The 13,770-nt window shown below is 64.5% G+C and carries 19 protein-coding genes; 7 read left to right on the forward strand and 12 right to left on the reverse strand.

The window, feature by feature from the left end; translation table 11 throughout:
* Window positions 1-6: 6 nt before the first annotated feature.
* Both JQ627_RS10185 and JQ627_RS10190 read right to left on the reverse strand, forming a co-directional pair.
* Window positions 7-339 (reverse strand): hypothetical protein, encoded by a 333-nt coding sequence (locus JQ627_RS10185; protein WP_312015752.1) that lies wholly within the window; start codon window positions 337-339, stop codon window positions 7-9.
* Between the two features lie 118 nt (window positions 340-457).
* Complete coding sequence (locus JQ627_RS10190) at window positions 458-787, reverse strand: hypothetical protein (protein ID WP_212484114.1); 330 nt, start codon at window positions 785-787, stop codon at window positions 458-460.
* On the opposite strand from JQ627_RS10190, the gene JQ627_RS10195 reads away from it, so the two are divergent.
* Window positions 774-1,055, forward strand: a complete 282-nt coding sequence (locus tag JQ627_RS10195; RefSeq protein WP_212484035.1) for a DUF3551 domain-containing protein — start codon at window positions 774-776, stop codon at window positions 1,053-1,055. The genes JQ627_RS10190 and JQ627_RS10195 overlap by 14 nt on opposite strands.
* Window positions 1,056-1,070: 15 nt before the next feature.
* On the opposite strand, the gene JQ627_RS10200 is transcribed toward JQ627_RS10195, so the two are convergent.
* From JQ627_RS10200 to JQ627_RS10210, 3 genes are all read right to left on the reverse strand, one after another.
* Window positions 1,071-1,349 carry a hypothetical protein gene (locus JQ627_RS10200; protein WP_212484036.1) on the reverse strand — a complete coding sequence of 93 codons (279 nt, stop codon included), beginning with the start codon at window positions 1,347-1,349 and terminating at the stop codon, window positions 1,071-1,073.
* 170 nt (window positions 1,350-1,519) lie between these two features.
* Entirely contained in the window at window positions 1,520-2,506 is a 987-nt protein-coding gene (locus JQ627_RS10205; protein WP_212484037.1) for an SH3 domain-containing protein, read from the reverse strand.
* A 154-nt stretch (window positions 2,507-2,660) separates the two neighbouring features.
* A complete protein-coding gene (locus JQ627_RS10210; protein WP_212484038.1) occupies window positions 2,661-4,583 on the reverse strand; it encodes an FAD-binding monooxygenase in 1,923 nt (640 codons plus the stop codon).
* Between the two features lie 103 nt (window positions 4,584-4,686).
* On the opposite strand from JQ627_RS10210, the gene JQ627_RS10215 reads away from it, so the two are divergent.
* Both JQ627_RS10215 and JQ627_RS10220 read left to right on the forward strand, forming a co-directional pair.
* Window positions 4,687-5,151 carry a MarR family winged helix-turn-helix transcriptional regulator gene (locus JQ627_RS10215; protein ID WP_212484039.1) on the forward strand — a complete coding sequence of 155 codons (465 nt, stop codon included), beginning with the start codon at window positions 4,687-4,689 and terminating at the stop codon, window positions 5,149-5,151.
* Window positions 5,152-5,272: 121 nt separating this feature from the next.
* Window positions 5,273-5,707, forward strand: a complete 435-nt coding sequence (locus JQ627_RS10220) for a hypothetical protein (RefSeq protein WP_212484040.1) — start codon at window positions 5,273-5,275, stop codon at window positions 5,705-5,707.
* 67 nt (window positions 5,708-5,774) lie between these two features.
* Here JQ627_RS10220 and JQ627_RS10225 read toward each other — a convergent pair whose 3' ends face one another.
* Window positions 5,775-6,371, reverse strand: a complete 597-nt coding sequence (locus JQ627_RS10225) for a L,D-transpeptidase (RefSeq protein WP_212484110.1) — start codon at window positions 6,369-6,371, stop codon at window positions 5,775-5,777.
* Between the two features lie 355 nt (window positions 6,372-6,726).
* On the opposite strand from JQ627_RS10225, the gene JQ627_RS10230 reads away from it, so the two are divergent.
* Both JQ627_RS10230 and JQ627_RS10235 read left to right on the forward strand, forming a co-directional pair.
* Window positions 6,727-7,806: a hypothetical protein gene (locus JQ627_RS10230; protein ID WP_212484041.1), complete on the forward strand. Its 1,080-nt coding sequence runs from the start codon at window positions 6,727-6,729 to the stop codon at window positions 7,804-7,806.
* A gap of 378 nt (window positions 7,807-8,184) precedes the next feature.
* On the forward strand, window positions 8,185-8,415 hold the full coding sequence (locus tag JQ627_RS10235) for a DUF6894 family protein (protein WP_212484042.1): 231 nt from the start codon (window positions 8,185-8,187) through the stop codon (window positions 8,413-8,415).
* Window positions 8,416-8,513: 98 nt separating this feature from the next.
* Here JQ627_RS10235 and JQ627_RS10240 read toward each other — a convergent pair whose 3' ends face one another.
* Window positions 8,514-9,299 carry an SDR family NAD(P)-dependent oxidoreductase gene (locus JQ627_RS10240; protein WP_212484043.1) on the reverse strand — a complete coding sequence of 262 codons (786 nt, stop codon included), beginning with the start codon at window positions 9,297-9,299 and terminating at the stop codon, window positions 8,514-8,516.
* A gap of 129 nt (window positions 9,300-9,428) precedes the next feature.
* Between JQ627_RS10240 and JQ627_RS10245 the strand changes: the two genes are divergently transcribed.
* On the forward strand, window positions 9,429-9,818 hold the full coding sequence (locus JQ627_RS10245) for a hypothetical protein (protein ID WP_212484044.1): 390 nt from the start codon (window positions 9,429-9,431) through the stop codon (window positions 9,816-9,818).
* A 112-nt stretch (window positions 9,819-9,930) separates the two neighbouring features.
* On the forward strand, window positions 9,931-10,179 hold the full coding sequence (locus tag JQ627_RS10250; RefSeq protein WP_212484045.1) for a hypothetical protein: 249 nt from the start codon (window positions 9,931-9,933) through the stop codon (window positions 10,177-10,179).
* A gap of 22 nt (window positions 10,180-10,201) precedes the next feature.
* Here the strand turns inward: JQ627_RS10250 and JQ627_RS10255 are convergent, their stop codons facing one another.
* The 5 genes from JQ627_RS10255 to minC form a co-directional block, all read right to left on the reverse strand.
* A complete protein-coding gene (locus JQ627_RS10255; RefSeq protein WP_212484046.1) occupies window positions 10,202-10,387 on the reverse strand; it encodes a hypothetical protein in 186 nt (61 codons plus the stop codon).
* Window positions 10,388-10,483: 96 nt separating this feature from the next.
* Entirely contained in the window at window positions 10,484-11,557 is a 1,074-nt protein-coding gene (locus tag JQ627_RS10260) for a linear amide C-N hydrolase (protein WP_212484047.1), read from the reverse strand.
* 177 nt (window positions 11,558-11,734) lie between these two features.
* On the reverse strand, window positions 11,735-12,016 hold the full coding sequence (minE, locus tag JQ627_RS10265; protein ID WP_212484048.1) for a cell division topological specificity factor MinE: 282 nt from the start codon (window positions 12,014-12,016) through the stop codon (window positions 11,735-11,737).
* A complete protein-coding gene (minD, locus tag JQ627_RS10270; protein WP_212484049.1) occupies window positions 12,013-12,828 on the reverse strand; it encodes a septum site-determining protein MinD in 816 nt (271 codons plus the stop codon). The genes minE and minD overlap by 4 nt, the downstream gene beginning before the upstream one ends.
* A gap of 21 nt (window positions 12,829-12,849) precedes the next feature.
* Window positions 12,850-13,548, reverse strand: coding sequence for a septum site-determining protein MinC (gene minC, locus JQ627_RS10275; RefSeq protein ID WP_212484050.1), 699 nt, complete (start codon window positions 13,546-13,548; stop codon window positions 12,850-12,852).
* Window positions 13,549-13,770: the final 222 nt, after the last annotated feature.

The raw sequence follows: 13,770 nt of genomic DNA on the forward strand, positions 1-13,770 counted from the left end.
CGACGGCTATTGGCTCTGCACTGCCTTGGGCGGACGCGGCCCGGATTTGGCCGGCTTTGCACGGGACTTGGCCGCCGCGCGCGGCGGCGGTTCGTCGACGGACACCAGATAGTCGGCGAGCGCCTTGGCGGAGTCGGAGCTGGTCACGTAGTGATCCCGGAGGAACCAGGTAAGCGTCAGGCTGAAGCGCCCTTTCGCCAATCCCCGCGGGCTGCGATGGCAGGTCGCGCAGCCGTCCGCGAAAAGCTTTGCCGGCGGTTTGCCGGCATCGAGATTTTGCGCGGAGGCGATCGTCACCGTCAGCGCCGCGGCTGCGAGAGTCACCACGGGCGCGATCACACCGCGCCCTGGTCGAAACAGCGAAATCAATGTCGTCCCCTGGAGCGCTTTCGAGCGAAGTGGATACCGGTTCGCGTAGAGAAAACGCGTAAGAAAGAGAATCAGCCTCGTCGCGCGGTCACGCCGCCGATAGCTGATCGAATTCGGACGGAGTATAGGCATTGCCGTCCGGGTCGGTGATGACGACCTTCCATCCCTCGCTCGCCCATACTTTTGCCTTCGCCACGATGAGCAACCGGCTCTCGCGGGCAAAACTGCACTTTTCATTGTCGCGTTCTGCGACCATCTTATAGGCCAATTCGCATCCCCTTGCGTGCCCTGCACCCGCTCCCTCGTGGCAGCGGGCTTTGGCGGCAATTCGCCAGGAGCGTGGCAATTTGGTGCCCTCCACGGCGGCATTGCCTCTGGTTCCGGCCGAATGACGGAGATTGATCGTGCGCCGCATCATGAATGCGATTCTGCTTGTCGCGGGCTTGCTTGGCGTGGCGCTGCTCGTCACCGCGTCTGTGCGGGCGCAGACCTACGATCCGCGCTATCCCGTCTGCATCGAAATCTACACCATCGACGGCAGCAGCATCGATTGCAGTTTCACGTCGATCGCGCAATGCGCCGCGACGGCTTCCGGGCAGTCCGCCCAGTGCTACGCCAACCCTTATTATGCCATGCAGGGCCGGCCACCGGGCCCGGGCCCATCGCCGCCGCGACGGAACCGTTAGGGGATCGCGGCCCGCTCAGTGGACGCGGATGATATGGGGACGGCCGAGATCGATCAGCCCCTGCACCGCCGAGAGACGATCGTCCAGCGCTGCGATGGTGAGCAGCAGATTGTTGCGGCGCTCGTCGAGCATGCCCATCTCGGCACCGGTGAGCTTCGTGCTCGTCCGCTCCTTGTGAATCCCGTCGAGGGATTTGCGCAGCCCGGCGATCAGGCCGGATAGCTGCTTGGCCTCCTTGGTCATCGACCGCTTCGCGACATTTTGGCGGCGCGTCTCCGCCTGGTTCTGTCTCATCGTCATCCTCCCGTGCCCCGCTGCCCCGAGTGGATGCTTACAGCTTTGAGTAGACATCTTACGATCGATGAAATCTGCCCGCGAAGAACTTTCTTAAATTATACGCGCCGGGAACCGAGGCGGGCCCAAACGGAAAGCCCGGCGCAATGGCCGGGCTTTCGTAGGCAGATTCAGTGCTTCTGATGACCGCCACCGGGGCCGCCGGCCGGAGCGCCGGCGCCGCGCGGAGCGGCATTGATATGCGGAGCGCCACCGCCGCTGCCGTGCGGCATCGCAGGCGCAGCTGCGCGCGGCGCCGGCATCTGCGCACGCGCATTCATCGGCGACCCGTGGCTCACATTCGGCTGAGCCATGTGTGGCGCGGCGGGACGCGTGGCAGGCGCCGCCGAGACACGCGGCGCCTCGTGCGCACGCGGCATCGGCTGCGCGCGCACCGCGGCACGGCCCTGCGTCGGCTCGTGCATCATGCGGGCCTGTGCGTCGCGCGGATTGCGGGTCTGCACATTGGCACGTTCGTGCACGATGCGCTCGCTTCGTCCGGCACGGGTTCGCTCAGTTGTCGCCGCAGCGTCGCGCTTGGCAATGGTAGCGTCATGCCGAGCAGTCGCGGCGTCACGCGCCGAGATCGCGGCAACGCCCCTTGCATCACCCTTGCCGCGCACGCCCTCGCGCCCCAGCGCGATCGCAGCGTCACGCGTCGCCGCGCGGCCGATGCGGGCCGCACGCGGATCGATCGTCATTCGCGTCGCGACATGCTGATGCGAGGTCCAGTAATTATTCCAGTAGGCGTGGCGACGATAGAAGGGACGCCCCTCGTAATAGTTCGACCAGTAGGAGGTCAGCACGAAGGGAGCGATGGGCACGTCGATCTGATCGGCATAATCGGGGAGATAGACGTAGTGGTTGCGGTAGAGATATTCGAGATATTGCGACGAAACCCAGCCGCGATCGTCGGAGAAGCTCACGTCGCACCAGGCATTGCCGCGCAGGCAGCCATGGATGTTGACGCGCGCGCCCTCGGGGACGCGATCGACCAGGGGAAAGCCCGTGCCCGGCCCGGCACGCAGGCCGGTCGAGACGGTGACGATGCCCGGAGCGGCCAGCGCGGCCGTCGGGGCGAGCAACAATGCGGCAACTAGAGCAGTTCTGAGTCTCATGGCGAATTCCTCCTCTGCAAGTCGGAACGCGCCAGTGAGAAGGGCGTTCCGCACACGGAGGTCGCGTGCGTCAAAAGATTGAGGCGCACGCCGCGCGTGGTTCAATATTCATTCGCCATTCATCGGCACAGCGCGCAACAGCGCGATAAGCCTGTCAATTCACCGGCAACATGAACGCGTCGAAGTACGACGCAAGCGCAGCAAATTGATCGATCGGCAGCACGGTCGCGATGTACTGGTCGGGCCGCACGACCACCATGCAGCCCGCCTTGCGATCGATGCCGCGCATTGCAAAGACATCGTGGCCGCCCTTGAGGTCCGGACAGAACATCTTCTCGTAATCGAGCAACCCGTAGCGGCCCTTGCGTGGAAGCAGCAGCGACGGCATCGCCTCGACGGCGAGCTCGCGGTGGTCCTGCTGGAAAATCGCGCGCAGATCGATCACGCTGTCGACGTCAGCGCCCGCGGGCGTATATCGCTTGACCGGAGATTCCCGGGCTTCAGTGAGAAAATTGCACAAGGCGCGAATGGCCGAGCCCGCAGCCGCAGGATCCTCCGCGGGCGAAAACGCGTAGATGCGGAAGCGGCCATCGGCCTGCGACGCGTGGCCGAGATGGACCGGCTTGGCGTCGCCAAGCCGGATGACCGGCGCGGAATGGAAGCGCTTGCCGATGACGAGACCTGCGGCGAGATGCTGGTGAGTCGTTGCGCCGGTGAGGAGTGACGGCTTGTAATGCGTCGCCGTGCCCGCGGTGTAGCGGCCGTGCCTGACAAAATAGTCCTGCGTCCTGGCGGCATCGGCGCCGCCAGCCTTGGCGGCTGAGGCGAGAATTCCCGCCCACTCACGATCGAAATCGATCAGCTCCTTCGCAACCGCCTGGCGCTCCGCCGAATAGGAATGCAGCAGGCTCGGCGCACTCTGCTTGCGCAGCACGGTGGCAAGCTTCCAGCCGAGATTGAAAGCGTCTTGCATCGAGACGTTCATGCCCTGCCCCGCCTTCGGGCTGTGGGTATGGCAGGCATCGCCGGCGATGAAGATGCGCGGCAGGCGCGAGGCGATCTCGGTCTCCGGCACGTCGTCGAACTTGTCGGTCAGGCGTTGGCCGATCTCGTAGACCGACCACCATGCGATCTCCTTCACCTCGAGCGTATGCGGCTTCAAGATCCGCTGCGCTTTCGCGATCACGTCATCGGCGGTGATGTTGCGGTTGGCAACGCGCTCGCCGACGTCGAGTTTTGCGAGCTCGACATAGAGGCGGGCCATGTAGCCGCCCTCGCGCGGGATGATCAGCAGGCTGCCGTCCTTCGCCGACTGGATCAGGGCCTTGAAGCGAATGTCCGGAAAATCGGTCACCGCCAGCACGTCCATCACGCCCCAGGCGTGGTTGGCGGAATCGCCATGCAGCTCGCGGCCGATCGACTTGCGCACCGTGCTGCGCGCGCCGTCGCAGCCGACGACATAGCGCGCCTTGATCGTCTCGATCCTGCCCTCGTTTGCGGCATCGCTGCGTTCGAGCCGCACCGTCACGGCATGGTCGGCGGGACCCGCGGCCGGATCGACCTCGAGGTCGAGCAGGCGCCGGCTGTAATGGGGTTCGAGCTTGGCCGGCGATTTGCGCATCGTATCGAGAAAGCCGTCATGGATGCGCGCCTGGTTGAGGATGACGTGCGGGAATTCCGACAACCCGTCCTCGACGTCCTGCACCCGGCCGCTGCGGACGATGTTTTCCGGCGTCCGTTCGTCCGGCTTCCAGAACGTTGTCTCGTTGACCCAATAGGCCTCCTTCAGCACGCGCTCGCTGAAGCCATAGGCGTGGAACATCTCCATGGTGCGGCAGGCGATGCCGTCGGCCTGCCCAACCAGCAGGCGGCCCGGCTTCTGCTCGACGATGCAGGTCTTGATGTCGGGGAATTGCGCAAGCTGGGCCGCGAGCGTCAGACCGGCAGGGCCGCAGCCGACGATGAGGACATCGACCTCGGTGGGCACGGCGCCGGCAGCGCCCGAAGCCTGAATGCGGTCGGCGGGATCGGCGATCTCAGGGTCGCCCGGCTGAAATCCATTCAGATGGAATTGCATGAGCATCTCTCCCCGAAAACGTTCTGTTTGGATATTGCTCAGTATGCTGACTATCAGTATACTTGTCAACGATCCCGCGCCGTCCTGCCCCAAGGAGAATTCGGTGAAAGACAACAACGACATGCCCGGGCATCTGGCGCGCCGGTTCCAGCAGATCGCGGTGGCGGTGTTTCTGGCCGAGGTCGGGGACGCCGGCTTCGACCTCACGCCGGTGCAATACGCAGCACTTGCGACCATCAAGGCCAATCCGGGGCTCGACCAGGTGACGCTCGCAGGATTGATCGCCTACGACCGCACCACCATCACCGGCGTCATCGACCGCCTCGTCCAGAAAGGCCTTGCCGAGCGCCGCGCCTCCAGCCGCGACCGCCGCGCCCGCGAACTCGAGATCACCGACGAGGGCCGACGCACGCTGCGCAAGATCACCCCGGCGGTCGAGTCCGCCCAACGCGTCATGCTGCGCGGTCTCAGCGCGAAGGAAGGTGAGGAGCTGATGCGGCTGCTGCGCAAGGCAATCACCGCCGGCAACGAGCTCAGCCGTGCTCCGCTGCGCGAGATGCAGGCATAACCCCCGTATTTCCACCCGTAATTGTCGCAGTGCCGCGAAACCTGGAACTAACCTTCGGCTGCTACGGTCAGCAATATTCGGCGTTTAACGCGCGATTAACTTTGCCGTTCGGGAGTTTCGGATGTTCAGGTTCCTCATTGCGGCGACGGCCATCGCGCTCTCGACCGGCCCTGTGCTTGCCAACAGCCATGGCGGCGGCGATGCCCCTCCGCCGCCGAAGCCCGAGGCCACGACCGCACCGGCGAAGGTGGTCCTGACCAGGCAGGGTCCCACGCTCGTGGATCTCAAGGGCATGACGCTCTACTATTACGAGCGCGACACCACCGGCAAGACGTCGAACTGCAACGGCAAGTGCACCGAGAGCTGGGTACCGCTGCCCGCAACGGCCGACGCCAAGGCCGTCGGCGACTTCACGGTGATCAGCCGCAACGACGGCAGCAAGATGTGGGCGTACCGCTATCGTCCGCTCTATACCTCGCCGGCCGACAAGGCGCCAGGCGACGCCAACGGCAATGCGACGACGCTGCAATGGCGCGTCGCCCGCCCTGAGAACTAGGTCGCGACCGGCAGTCCTGCCCGCGGCAAAAGTCTCGTGAGCAACGGAATGACCGATCGCACCGCGCTTACCCGCGCCAGCTAGGCCCCGCCTCGACCCGCGCGTTCTGCCCGGGCGGCAGCACCACGACCGTCGCATTCAGCTTCACCCGGTCGAACAGATCGATCACGTCCTCGTTGCGCATCCGGATGCAGCCGGACGAGATCGCCTGCCCGATATATTCCGGCTGGTTGGTGCCGTGGATCCGGTAGAGCGTGTCCTTGTTGCCGAGGTAGAGATAGATGCCCCGCGCGCCCAGCGGATTGGCGGGGCCACCGGCGACGCGCGCTGGATATGGCCCGAGCCGCGCCTGGATGTCCGCTGTCGGAACCCAGTCGGGCCATTCCGCCAGACGGCCGACACGCGCAACGCCGGAGAAGGCCATGGCTTCCTCGCCGACCGCGACGCCGTAGCGGATCGCCTTGCCTTCGGGCAGCACGAAATAGAGGTAGCGCGCATCGGTATCGACCAGGATCGTGCCCGGCTGCTCCTTGCGCGGATAATCGACGATATGACGGAGATATTGCTCAGGCACGTTCGCCTGCGCGTAGGGCGTGTGCGCAAGCAACTGCCGGTCGCGCGGCGTCATGCTCGCATCCGTCGATGGCGAAAGCGTCGTCTGCATGCAGCCGGCGAGCGGAAGCAAGGCAACGACGAACAAGACAATTAGAGATTTTGGCACCACCGGCCCCCCGATAGCGATAGTTACGCTCCCAGCTCCGCCAGATGCTGCCCAAATCGTGCTGAAAACAAGGCGGAGGGAACACGTGCGCGTGTTCGACTGGCCCGGTTCCATCACCACAAACGGCGGAAGAGCGTCGCACAGTCTCCATCCCCTCGCCTTGCTTTGGTCAAACCCGGCTGGACTCGTGCGTCATCTGCTTGACTCATCAGATTTGGGATGAGTCGACCTCAACAGATCGGCTCGCGCCAATGCGGACGACCACTACTTTAAACACTCGCGTTTTAAAGGAGCTGCAATGCTCGCGACGCTGAACTCCAGGCAAATTGTCGATGAGATCGTGAAGGACACGGTCAAGGACAACGATCCGCACGACGCCATTCAGATTTCGCCCGACATGGTGCTGGCTTCACGCCCCATCAGCGTCGCCCCCGCGTTGGCCCCAGAGATCACGTCCCGTCCGGAGCCGAAAATAGATCCGAAGTTCGCGCCGGAGCCCACCGTCAATCCGGAGCCGAAGTTCAGTCCCGTCATGGAGCCGCAGGCAGCAGTGCCCTCGGTCGACAACGCCGTGCGCGTCGCGGCCAGCGATGATCGCAACCGGCGGAAGCGATCCTCCGCCGGCAAATGGCTGCGCGGCGCGTTCGTCACGGTGTTGTTTGCGGGCGGAAGCGCGGCCGCCACTGTCGCCTGGGAGAAACATGGCGACACGGCCAGGCAGATGCTCGCCGAATGGACGCCTGTATTGACCTCATTGACCTCGCTGCTGCCTTCGACATCGCGGACGGCGCCGGTCGCCACCGCGCAGGCCGCGCCGCCCGCGGAGCAAGCCGCAACGGATCAGGCGCCCGATCAATCCGCGACGCCGCCGGCGGTTCAGGTTGCAGCCGCCGCGCCGGTCGCAACAGCCGCGCCGGTCGCAACAGCCGCGCCGGTTGCAACAGCCGCGCCGGTTGCAGCAGCTGCGCCGGTCGCAACACAGCCCGATGCGGCGCAGTCGGTCCAATCGATGACGCGCGATCTCGCAGCGATGGCGCAGCAGATCGAAACACTCAAGGCCAACATTGCCGAGCTGAAGGCCGGGCAGGAGCAGATGGCACGCGAGATGGCAAAACCGCCCGCGCCAAAGCCGGTGGCTGAGGTCAAGCCGGTCGAACCGCGCGCGCGCGTGTCCACGCTCCCGCCGCGATCTCCCGCGCCTCCGGTTCGCAGGCCGAAGCCGGTCGTGTCGCAAACCTACATGCCGGCATATTCGCCCGCGCCGCTTGCGCCTTCGCAGGCCGCCGCGGTCACGCCGCCGGCAGCACCGGTCGCCACGACGCAAGCCGTTGCCGATGACGACGGACCTGTCGTGCGTCCGCCGATGCCGGTGCGATAGACCAAGCGTCGGCGCAGCGTCGCTGTCGCGACCATGCGCAAGCTGTCCGACTCGATGCGATGAGTTGAGTCCGGGCGACTACGGAGACCGATGCTTCGAGCGTCTTCCGTCAAGAGAAAAGGCCGTCGGGATCTATGCCGCCGGCCTTCTCTTGCAGCTGCCGGTTCCCGGAGCCCGGTTCTGCTGCAATTCCATGCCTTATGATCACGCCGACATATTTAATAAAATCTTAACGCAAGCGAATGCTGCACATGATTTCTGCGCCATAAGCACAGAGATTACGCGGCCCGTTCATTCGATAGATATCGACTCAGTGATATCATCCGACATGTGTTGAGACTTCCGCCGAAGCTCACGTCGTCATACCGGAGAATTCGAATGCCGTACTATTTCTTCGATCTCGTGGTTGGTGAAGAGTTCAAGAACCAGGGTGGAATCATCCTCGAAGACATCGAGGTCGCTTCCGATCGCGCCGATCAATTGGCCACCGAGCTGTCGCAGGTGAAGCCGGAGCTGCAACGGAAGGGCTGCGCGGTGCGCGTCACCGATCGCGATCACAACGAGGTCTATCGCACGCCGCTCGATCCCGTGCCGGCCTGGCAGCGCTAGGACATCGCGTTTTCGAGCGAAGTGGATACCGGTTCGCGCAGGGAAAACGCGTCGAACCAGGAATCAGAAGCGCCGTTCCGATTCATCGGAACGGGGCTCTAGTCGTCGAGAGCCGGCGGCTCGAACCAGTTCGTCAGCGACAATCCGCCGTCGACGACGAAGGCTGCGCCGGTGACGTAACCCGAGAGCTTGTTCGACAGAACCGCAAGCGCCATCGGCGCGAGGTCCTTGGCCTCACCGAGACGCCCGAGCGGGATGTGCTTCGCCAGCGAAGCATCGGCAACGAACCCGCCGGCCGCGATCGCGCCGGGCACCAGCGCGTTGACGCGGATGTCGTGACGCCCGAACGTCTTCGCGAGCTCCTTCACCAGCATCGCCATCCCCGCCTTCGCCGTCGAATAATGCGGCAGGTTGCGTGGCGTACCCGCGTGCAGCGAGGTGAGAAACAGGAACGAGCCGGGCCGTTTCGCCGCGATCAGCCGCTTTGCCAGCCCGCGCGCCAGATGAAATCCGGCATCGAGATTGACGGCATGCATCTCCTGCCAGGTCTTGCGATCGACCGCGAGCGCATGATCGGCCTCCCGCCGCGGCGGCGATGCGCTGTGCACGAAATGCGAGACCTCGCCGAGCGCGGCAAGCGCGGCAGCCAGCAACTCGTCGCAATCTTCCAGCCTGGCGAGATCGCCCACCCACGGCACCGCCAATTCAGGCCTGCTGCTCGCGCTGATCGCGGCACCCACCCTTTCCGCGCTCACATCGGCGAAGACGGTCCGAACGCCCTCGCCGACCAGCGCCTGCGCGATCGCGCGGCCGATGCCGTTGCCTGCGCCGGTGACGAGCGCCGTGTCGCGTGCGGGATCGAACGGCGTGCTGAACAGGCTCATGTCGCTCTCCGGGCCAGGGGCGGGTCACGATAGCGCACCGCACCGGGAAGCGACAAATACGTTCCGGCACCATTGCGGAGCGGCTTGCCGGACGCTAGCCTCTCAAAAAAAACGGAGGAGATACCAAGGATGCGCACCGGTTTCCTGATCGCAGGTCTGTTACTGCTCGCCGCGCCGGCCCAAGCGGCGGACCATCCACGGTCGACCTATGTGACGATGGTCTTGCAGGCCTTCGCCGCCAGGGTCGAATGCCCGAACACCGATCTCGTCTATCAGGACCTCGTGCAGAAGGCGCAGCAGATGCAGCTGCCGGACGGCATCACCGAGAAGGTGCGCAAGGCAATCGCCTGGATGCACACCGGCGGCAAGATGGGCGAGAAGCAGGACGACGATTTGATGGCCGAGGTCGCCGTCGCGACGCAGGCGACCGACATGGACCAGCGCCGCCTCGGCATGCCCGGCTGGTGCGAGGCCCAGAAGACCAACCTTGCGGGCCTGATCCGCAGCAAGGGCGGCTAGGCGCTCTCTCGCGGCGTTAAGCACGCCGCGACGGAACCGTCGCGGCGGCTAACAATGGTCATAATCCTCAACACCATGCGGCCTCTTCGAATTCGCGAACAGGAGAGCCCTCATGCGGAGTATCCATGTCGTTTTCGCCGGCGCGGTTGCGGCCGCCACGGTGCTGGCCACGCCCGCCCTGGCGAAGAATTCCGACGCCCAGAAAGGCGAGGAAAAATCCACCTCGTCATCCTGTAGTGCCTATCAGCAGGCGCCCGACGGCTCGTGGGAACCGCTTCCCTGCAAAGAGACAGGGGAGCGCTCCCAGCCGCAGACACAAAACCGCGCTTCGCAGCCGGGCGCCGACCGCGAGGAACGCTGAGCGCGCTCGCGCTTGCCGCGTGTCAGCTGTTGGCCGGCCCGCGGATGATCTTCATGGCGTCCTCGATGTGACGCCACTCCTTGGCCTCATCGGCCTCGCCGCGGCCCTCACAGGCCTGGGCCTGCTCGGCGGCCTTCGCAATCGCAGCGAAACCATGCTTTTCCAACATCTGGCGCGCGACGGTGTGGACCTGGACCTCGGATATCATGGGCGCTCTCCGGTCTGATGAAACCGCGATGCATCGCACGTGACCGCGGGCCGTGGATAACGGCGGGGCCGCAAGTCTCGTTCCGGCCGCCACTGATCACATTGGCCGCCCCAGGAACTGGAACGGCTGAGCCTCGCGGAAGCTCGCGGTGGCATCGCCGGCAAAGATGTGGTCCTGGTCCGGGCCGAGATCGAGCTTCTTGACCTTGCCGGTCCCGGGCGAGAAATCCACCTTCTTCAGGTCGACCCAGAAGGTGTTCGGCGTCAACACAGATTCGAAGAAATAGAGCTTGCGCTGATGGTCGGCGACGGTGCGCCAGCGTGTCGAGGAGATGTTCGGCTGATCGGGCGTCGTGATGCCGAACGGTACCGAAGTGTTGCGGATCACGCTGAAAACACTGGCGAGCGCGCGGTCGGGGTTTTCGTCCTTCGGAATCGCGTTGACGTAGAACGAGGCGCGCGCGAAGCGGTCCGAGGCGCGGTTGGTGCCGGGCAGCATCACCGTGCCGCCGATCTGCTTCCAATAGGCGTTGAGCGCGAGCTGCTCATCGAAGGTCGGCGAGTTCGTCATCACCTGGTATTGCCGGCCATGGTGGATGACCTGCTTGCCTTTGATGTATTCGACGATGGCGCTATCGCCGGTCCCATCCGAGATCGACAGATGCAGGGTCGCCAGCCGCTTCTCGCCGGGCACGTCGTCGGTGACGATAGTGAACGGCTCCTTCGCGAGAACGTCCACCGCCTCCTTCACGGTCGCGAAATTATCGAGCACATATTGCGCCCAGGCCGCGATTGAGAGGCCCGGCTTGCTCTGGTCGAACTTGGGATATTCGGACTCGACGAGCCATAGCACATTGGCCATCAACCCAGCCTCGTTGAGTCCATCAGTCGTCGAGATGTCATAGCCCGTCGCGATCACGCTGCCGTATTTCGACGTCCAAGTCAGCGAGTTCGGGCCCACTTCGCCCGTGCGCGCCATGCCGCGCGGAAAGATCCAGAGATTGGTCGCGACATCGTTCTTCCAATCCATCGAACGCGCCGTGATCACCTGGCCATTCACGCCGTGATAGACGAGGCGCGTGCAGGCGAGCGAGAGCGACGGCGCTGCGGCCATCGCTGCGGCAAGCAGCACTGCCGCCACGCGTTGATGGATTGTTTTTCCCGAGGGCATCACGGCCTTCCCTTCCCTGACCAGCAGGACGTGCAATGCCCTGCGATGACAATCGAGCGTCGAGACGAAATCGGGCAAAACCGTGGTTTCGGCAGGCACGCAAAATAAAGGCGGTCCGCTATGCCCAGCGGACCGCCTTTTCACCCACCCCAAATGGGAAGTCTTCGGCCGCGTCCCCTACGCGACCGCCACGCGCTTGCGTTCCACATCGTTGGGCACCTCGATATCGACCTCCAGGGTCGACACCTCGTCGCCGCGCTCCAGGCGCACGATGACCTTGGTCGGATCCAGCGTGACGTGCTTGGACACGACGGCGAGAATTTCCTCACGCAGCACGCCGAGCAGGTCGGGCTGGCCGCGCATTCCGCGTTCATGGGCAAGCAGGATCTGCAATCGCTCGCGAGCGATCGGGGCAGAGGCCTTCTTGCCGCGGAGAAGCCGAAGCAAACCCATGCTCATGCAGCCCTCCGTCGCAGCAGACGATCCATGAAGCGCCTGCGTTCAGCCGGAACCTGCATCGGCACGCTGTCACCGCAAAGCCGCCGCGCCGCATCGATATAGGCTCGTGCAGGCGCGCCGTCCGCGTTCGACAGCGTCACCGGCGTGCCGACATTGGAGGCCTTCAACACGTCCTGGCTCTCGGGGATGATGCCGAGCAAGGGCGTGGCGAGGATTTCAAGGATGTCATCGATCGTCAGCATCTCGCCCCGCGCGGCGCGTGTGGCATCGTAGCGGGTGATGAGAATGTGCTTCTGGACGTGGTCGCCCTTCTCGGCCCGTACCGTCTTGGAATCGAGCATGCCGATGATGCGGTCGGAATCGCGCACCGAGGAGACTTCCGGATTGGTGACGATCACGGCCTCGTCCGCAAAGCGCATCGCCATGGAGGCGCCGCGCTCGATCCCGGCCGGGCTGTCGCAAATCACCCAGTCGAAGCGTTCGCGCAAATCGTCGATGACCTTGCCGACGCCCTCTTCCGTCAGCGCGTCCTTGTCGCGGGTTTGCGAGGCCGGCAGCAGCCAGAGATTCTCCAGCCGCTTGTCGCGGATCAGCGCCTGCGGCAGCTTTGCGACGCCCTGCACCACGTTGATGAGATCGAACACGACGCGGCGTTCGGCACCCATGACGAGGTCGAGGTTGCGCAGGCCGACGTCGAAATCGACGACGACGACCTTGTCGCCGCTCTGCGCCAGCGCAGCCCCGAGCGCGGCGGTCGTCGTGGTCTTGCCGACCCCGCCCTTGCCTGATGTCACGACCAGTACCTTACTCATCTGAAATGTCTCCTTTGCTGGTCAGTTCAGTGCTGTAATTCGCATGGTATTCCCCTGCAGCCAGGCCTGCGCCGGCTTGCCGCGCAAGGCGGCGTCGATGTCGTCCGCAGTCTGGTAAAATCCGTCAATTGCAAGCAGTTCGGCCTCGATCTTCTGACAATAGATGCGGGCGCTCGTGTGCCCGTTGACCCCCGCCATGGCACGGCCGCGGAGGGCGCCGTAGATGTGGATGGAACCGCCGGCGACGACTTCGGCGCCGGAGCCGACCGACCCGAGAATGGTGACGTCGCCTTCCGGGAAGATCACGGTCTGGCCCGAGCGCACCGGGCTGTCGAGCAGGAGCGAGGTCGGCTTGGTTACGGCCTTCGCCTCGGCCTTCTTCGGCGCGCTCGGCTCGACCACGCAGCTGCGCCCGCCCGAGAGCAGCGGCGGCATCGACGGCGTCAGCCGGCCCTCCTCCACCCCCTCGATCCCGAGCACCCGGATGTTCCGGTCCTGAAGGCTGGTGAGCAGATGGCTGATGCCGGACTGACTTAGATCGACCGAGGACAGATCGATCACCACGGGCCGACCGGCAAAGAACCCCGGCGAGCGCGCAATCGTGGCGTCGATCTCGTGGAGCCAGTCCTGGATCGGAACCGTCGGCACGAACACGAAGGCCACGTAGGAGCGCCCGCGCAGGCGCACCATTTGGCGTTGGACTTTTGCTGCAGCCTCCATAGCGGCCGACTCGTTCCCCGTTATTGAATGGTTAACGATGCGGCGGATTTGGTTAATGGCCGGTTAATTTATCCGCAGGTTACGCGGATGGGGCTGGTTGGCCTGCCGCGAATGCCGCCCCGCGTCCCGTCATCCTTGTAAGTCAGATTGCGCCGGATCGGCTAGAGTGTCCGGTGCGGTAACGGACGGGAGACCGCTTCATCCAAGGGCTTTGAAGCCCGT

The organism is Bradyrhizobium liaoningense, assembly GCF_018130785.1.
Lineage (GTDB): Bacteria > Pseudomonadota > Alphaproteobacteria > Rhizobiales > Xanthobacteraceae > Bradyrhizobium > Bradyrhizobium liaoningense_A.

Excerpts from the sequence above, each read along its gene's own strand:
- JQ627_RS10190 (WP_212484114.1), bottom strand. The coding sequence starts at position 787 with ATGATGCGGCGCACGATCAATCTCCGTCATTCGGCCGGAACCAGAGGC.
- JQ627_RS10200 (WP_212484036.1), bottom strand. The coding sequence starts at position 1,349 with ATGAGACAGAACCAGGCGGAGACGCGCCGCCAAAATGTCGCGAAGCGG.
- JQ627_RS10205 (WP_212484037.1), bottom strand. The coding sequence starts at position 2,506 with ATGAGACTCAGAACTGCTCTAGTTGCCGCATTGTTGCTCGCCCCGACG.
- JQ627_RS10210 (WP_212484038.1), bottom strand. The coding sequence starts at position 4,583 with ATGCAATTCCATCTGAATGGATTTCAGCCGGGCGACCCTGAGATCGCC.
- JQ627_RS10220 (WP_212484040.1), top strand. The coding sequence starts at position 5,273 with ATGTTCAGGTTCCTCATTGCGGCGACGGCCATCGCGCTCTCGACCGGC.
- JQ627_RS10225 (WP_212484110.1), bottom strand. The coding sequence starts at position 6,371 with ATGCAGACGACGCTTTCGCCATCGACGGATGCGAGCATGACGCCGCGC.
- JQ627_RS10230 (WP_212484041.1), top strand. The coding sequence starts at position 6,727 with ATGCTCGCGACGCTGAACTCCAGGCAAATTGTCGATGAGATCGTGAAG.
- JQ627_RS10235 (WP_212484042.1), top strand. The coding sequence starts at position 8,185 with ATGCCGTACTATTTCTTCGATCTCGTGGTTGGTGAAGAGTTCAAGAAC.
- JQ627_RS10240 (WP_212484043.1), bottom strand. The coding sequence starts at position 9,299 with ATGAGCCTGTTCAGCACGCCGTTCGATCCCGCACGCGACACGGCGCTC.
- JQ627_RS10245 (WP_212484044.1), top strand. The coding sequence starts at position 9,429 with ATGCGCACCGGTTTCCTGATCGCAGGTCTGTTACTGCTCGCCGCGCCG.
- JQ627_RS10250 (WP_212484045.1), top strand. The coding sequence starts at position 9,931 with ATGCGGAGTATCCATGTCGTTTTCGCCGGCGCGGTTGCGGCCGCCACG.
- JQ627_RS10255 (WP_212484046.1), bottom strand. The coding sequence starts at position 10,387 with ATGATATCCGAGGTCCAGGTCCACACCGTCGCGCGCCAGATGTTGGAA.
- JQ627_RS10260 (WP_212484047.1), bottom strand. The coding sequence starts at position 11,557 with ATGCCCTCGGGAAAAACAATCCATCAACGCGTGGCGGCAGTGCTGCTT.
- minE (WP_212484048.1), bottom strand. The coding sequence starts at position 12,016 with ATGAGCATGGGTTTGCTTCGGCTTCTCCGCGGCAAGAAGGCCTCTGCC.
- minD (WP_212484049.1), bottom strand. The coding sequence starts at position 12,828 with ATGAGTAAGGTACTGGTCGTGACATCAGGCAAGGGCGGGGTCGGCAAG.
- minC (WP_212484050.1), bottom strand. The coding sequence starts at position 13,548 with ATGGAGGCTGCAGCAAAAGTCCAACGCCAAATGGTGCGCCTGCGCGGG.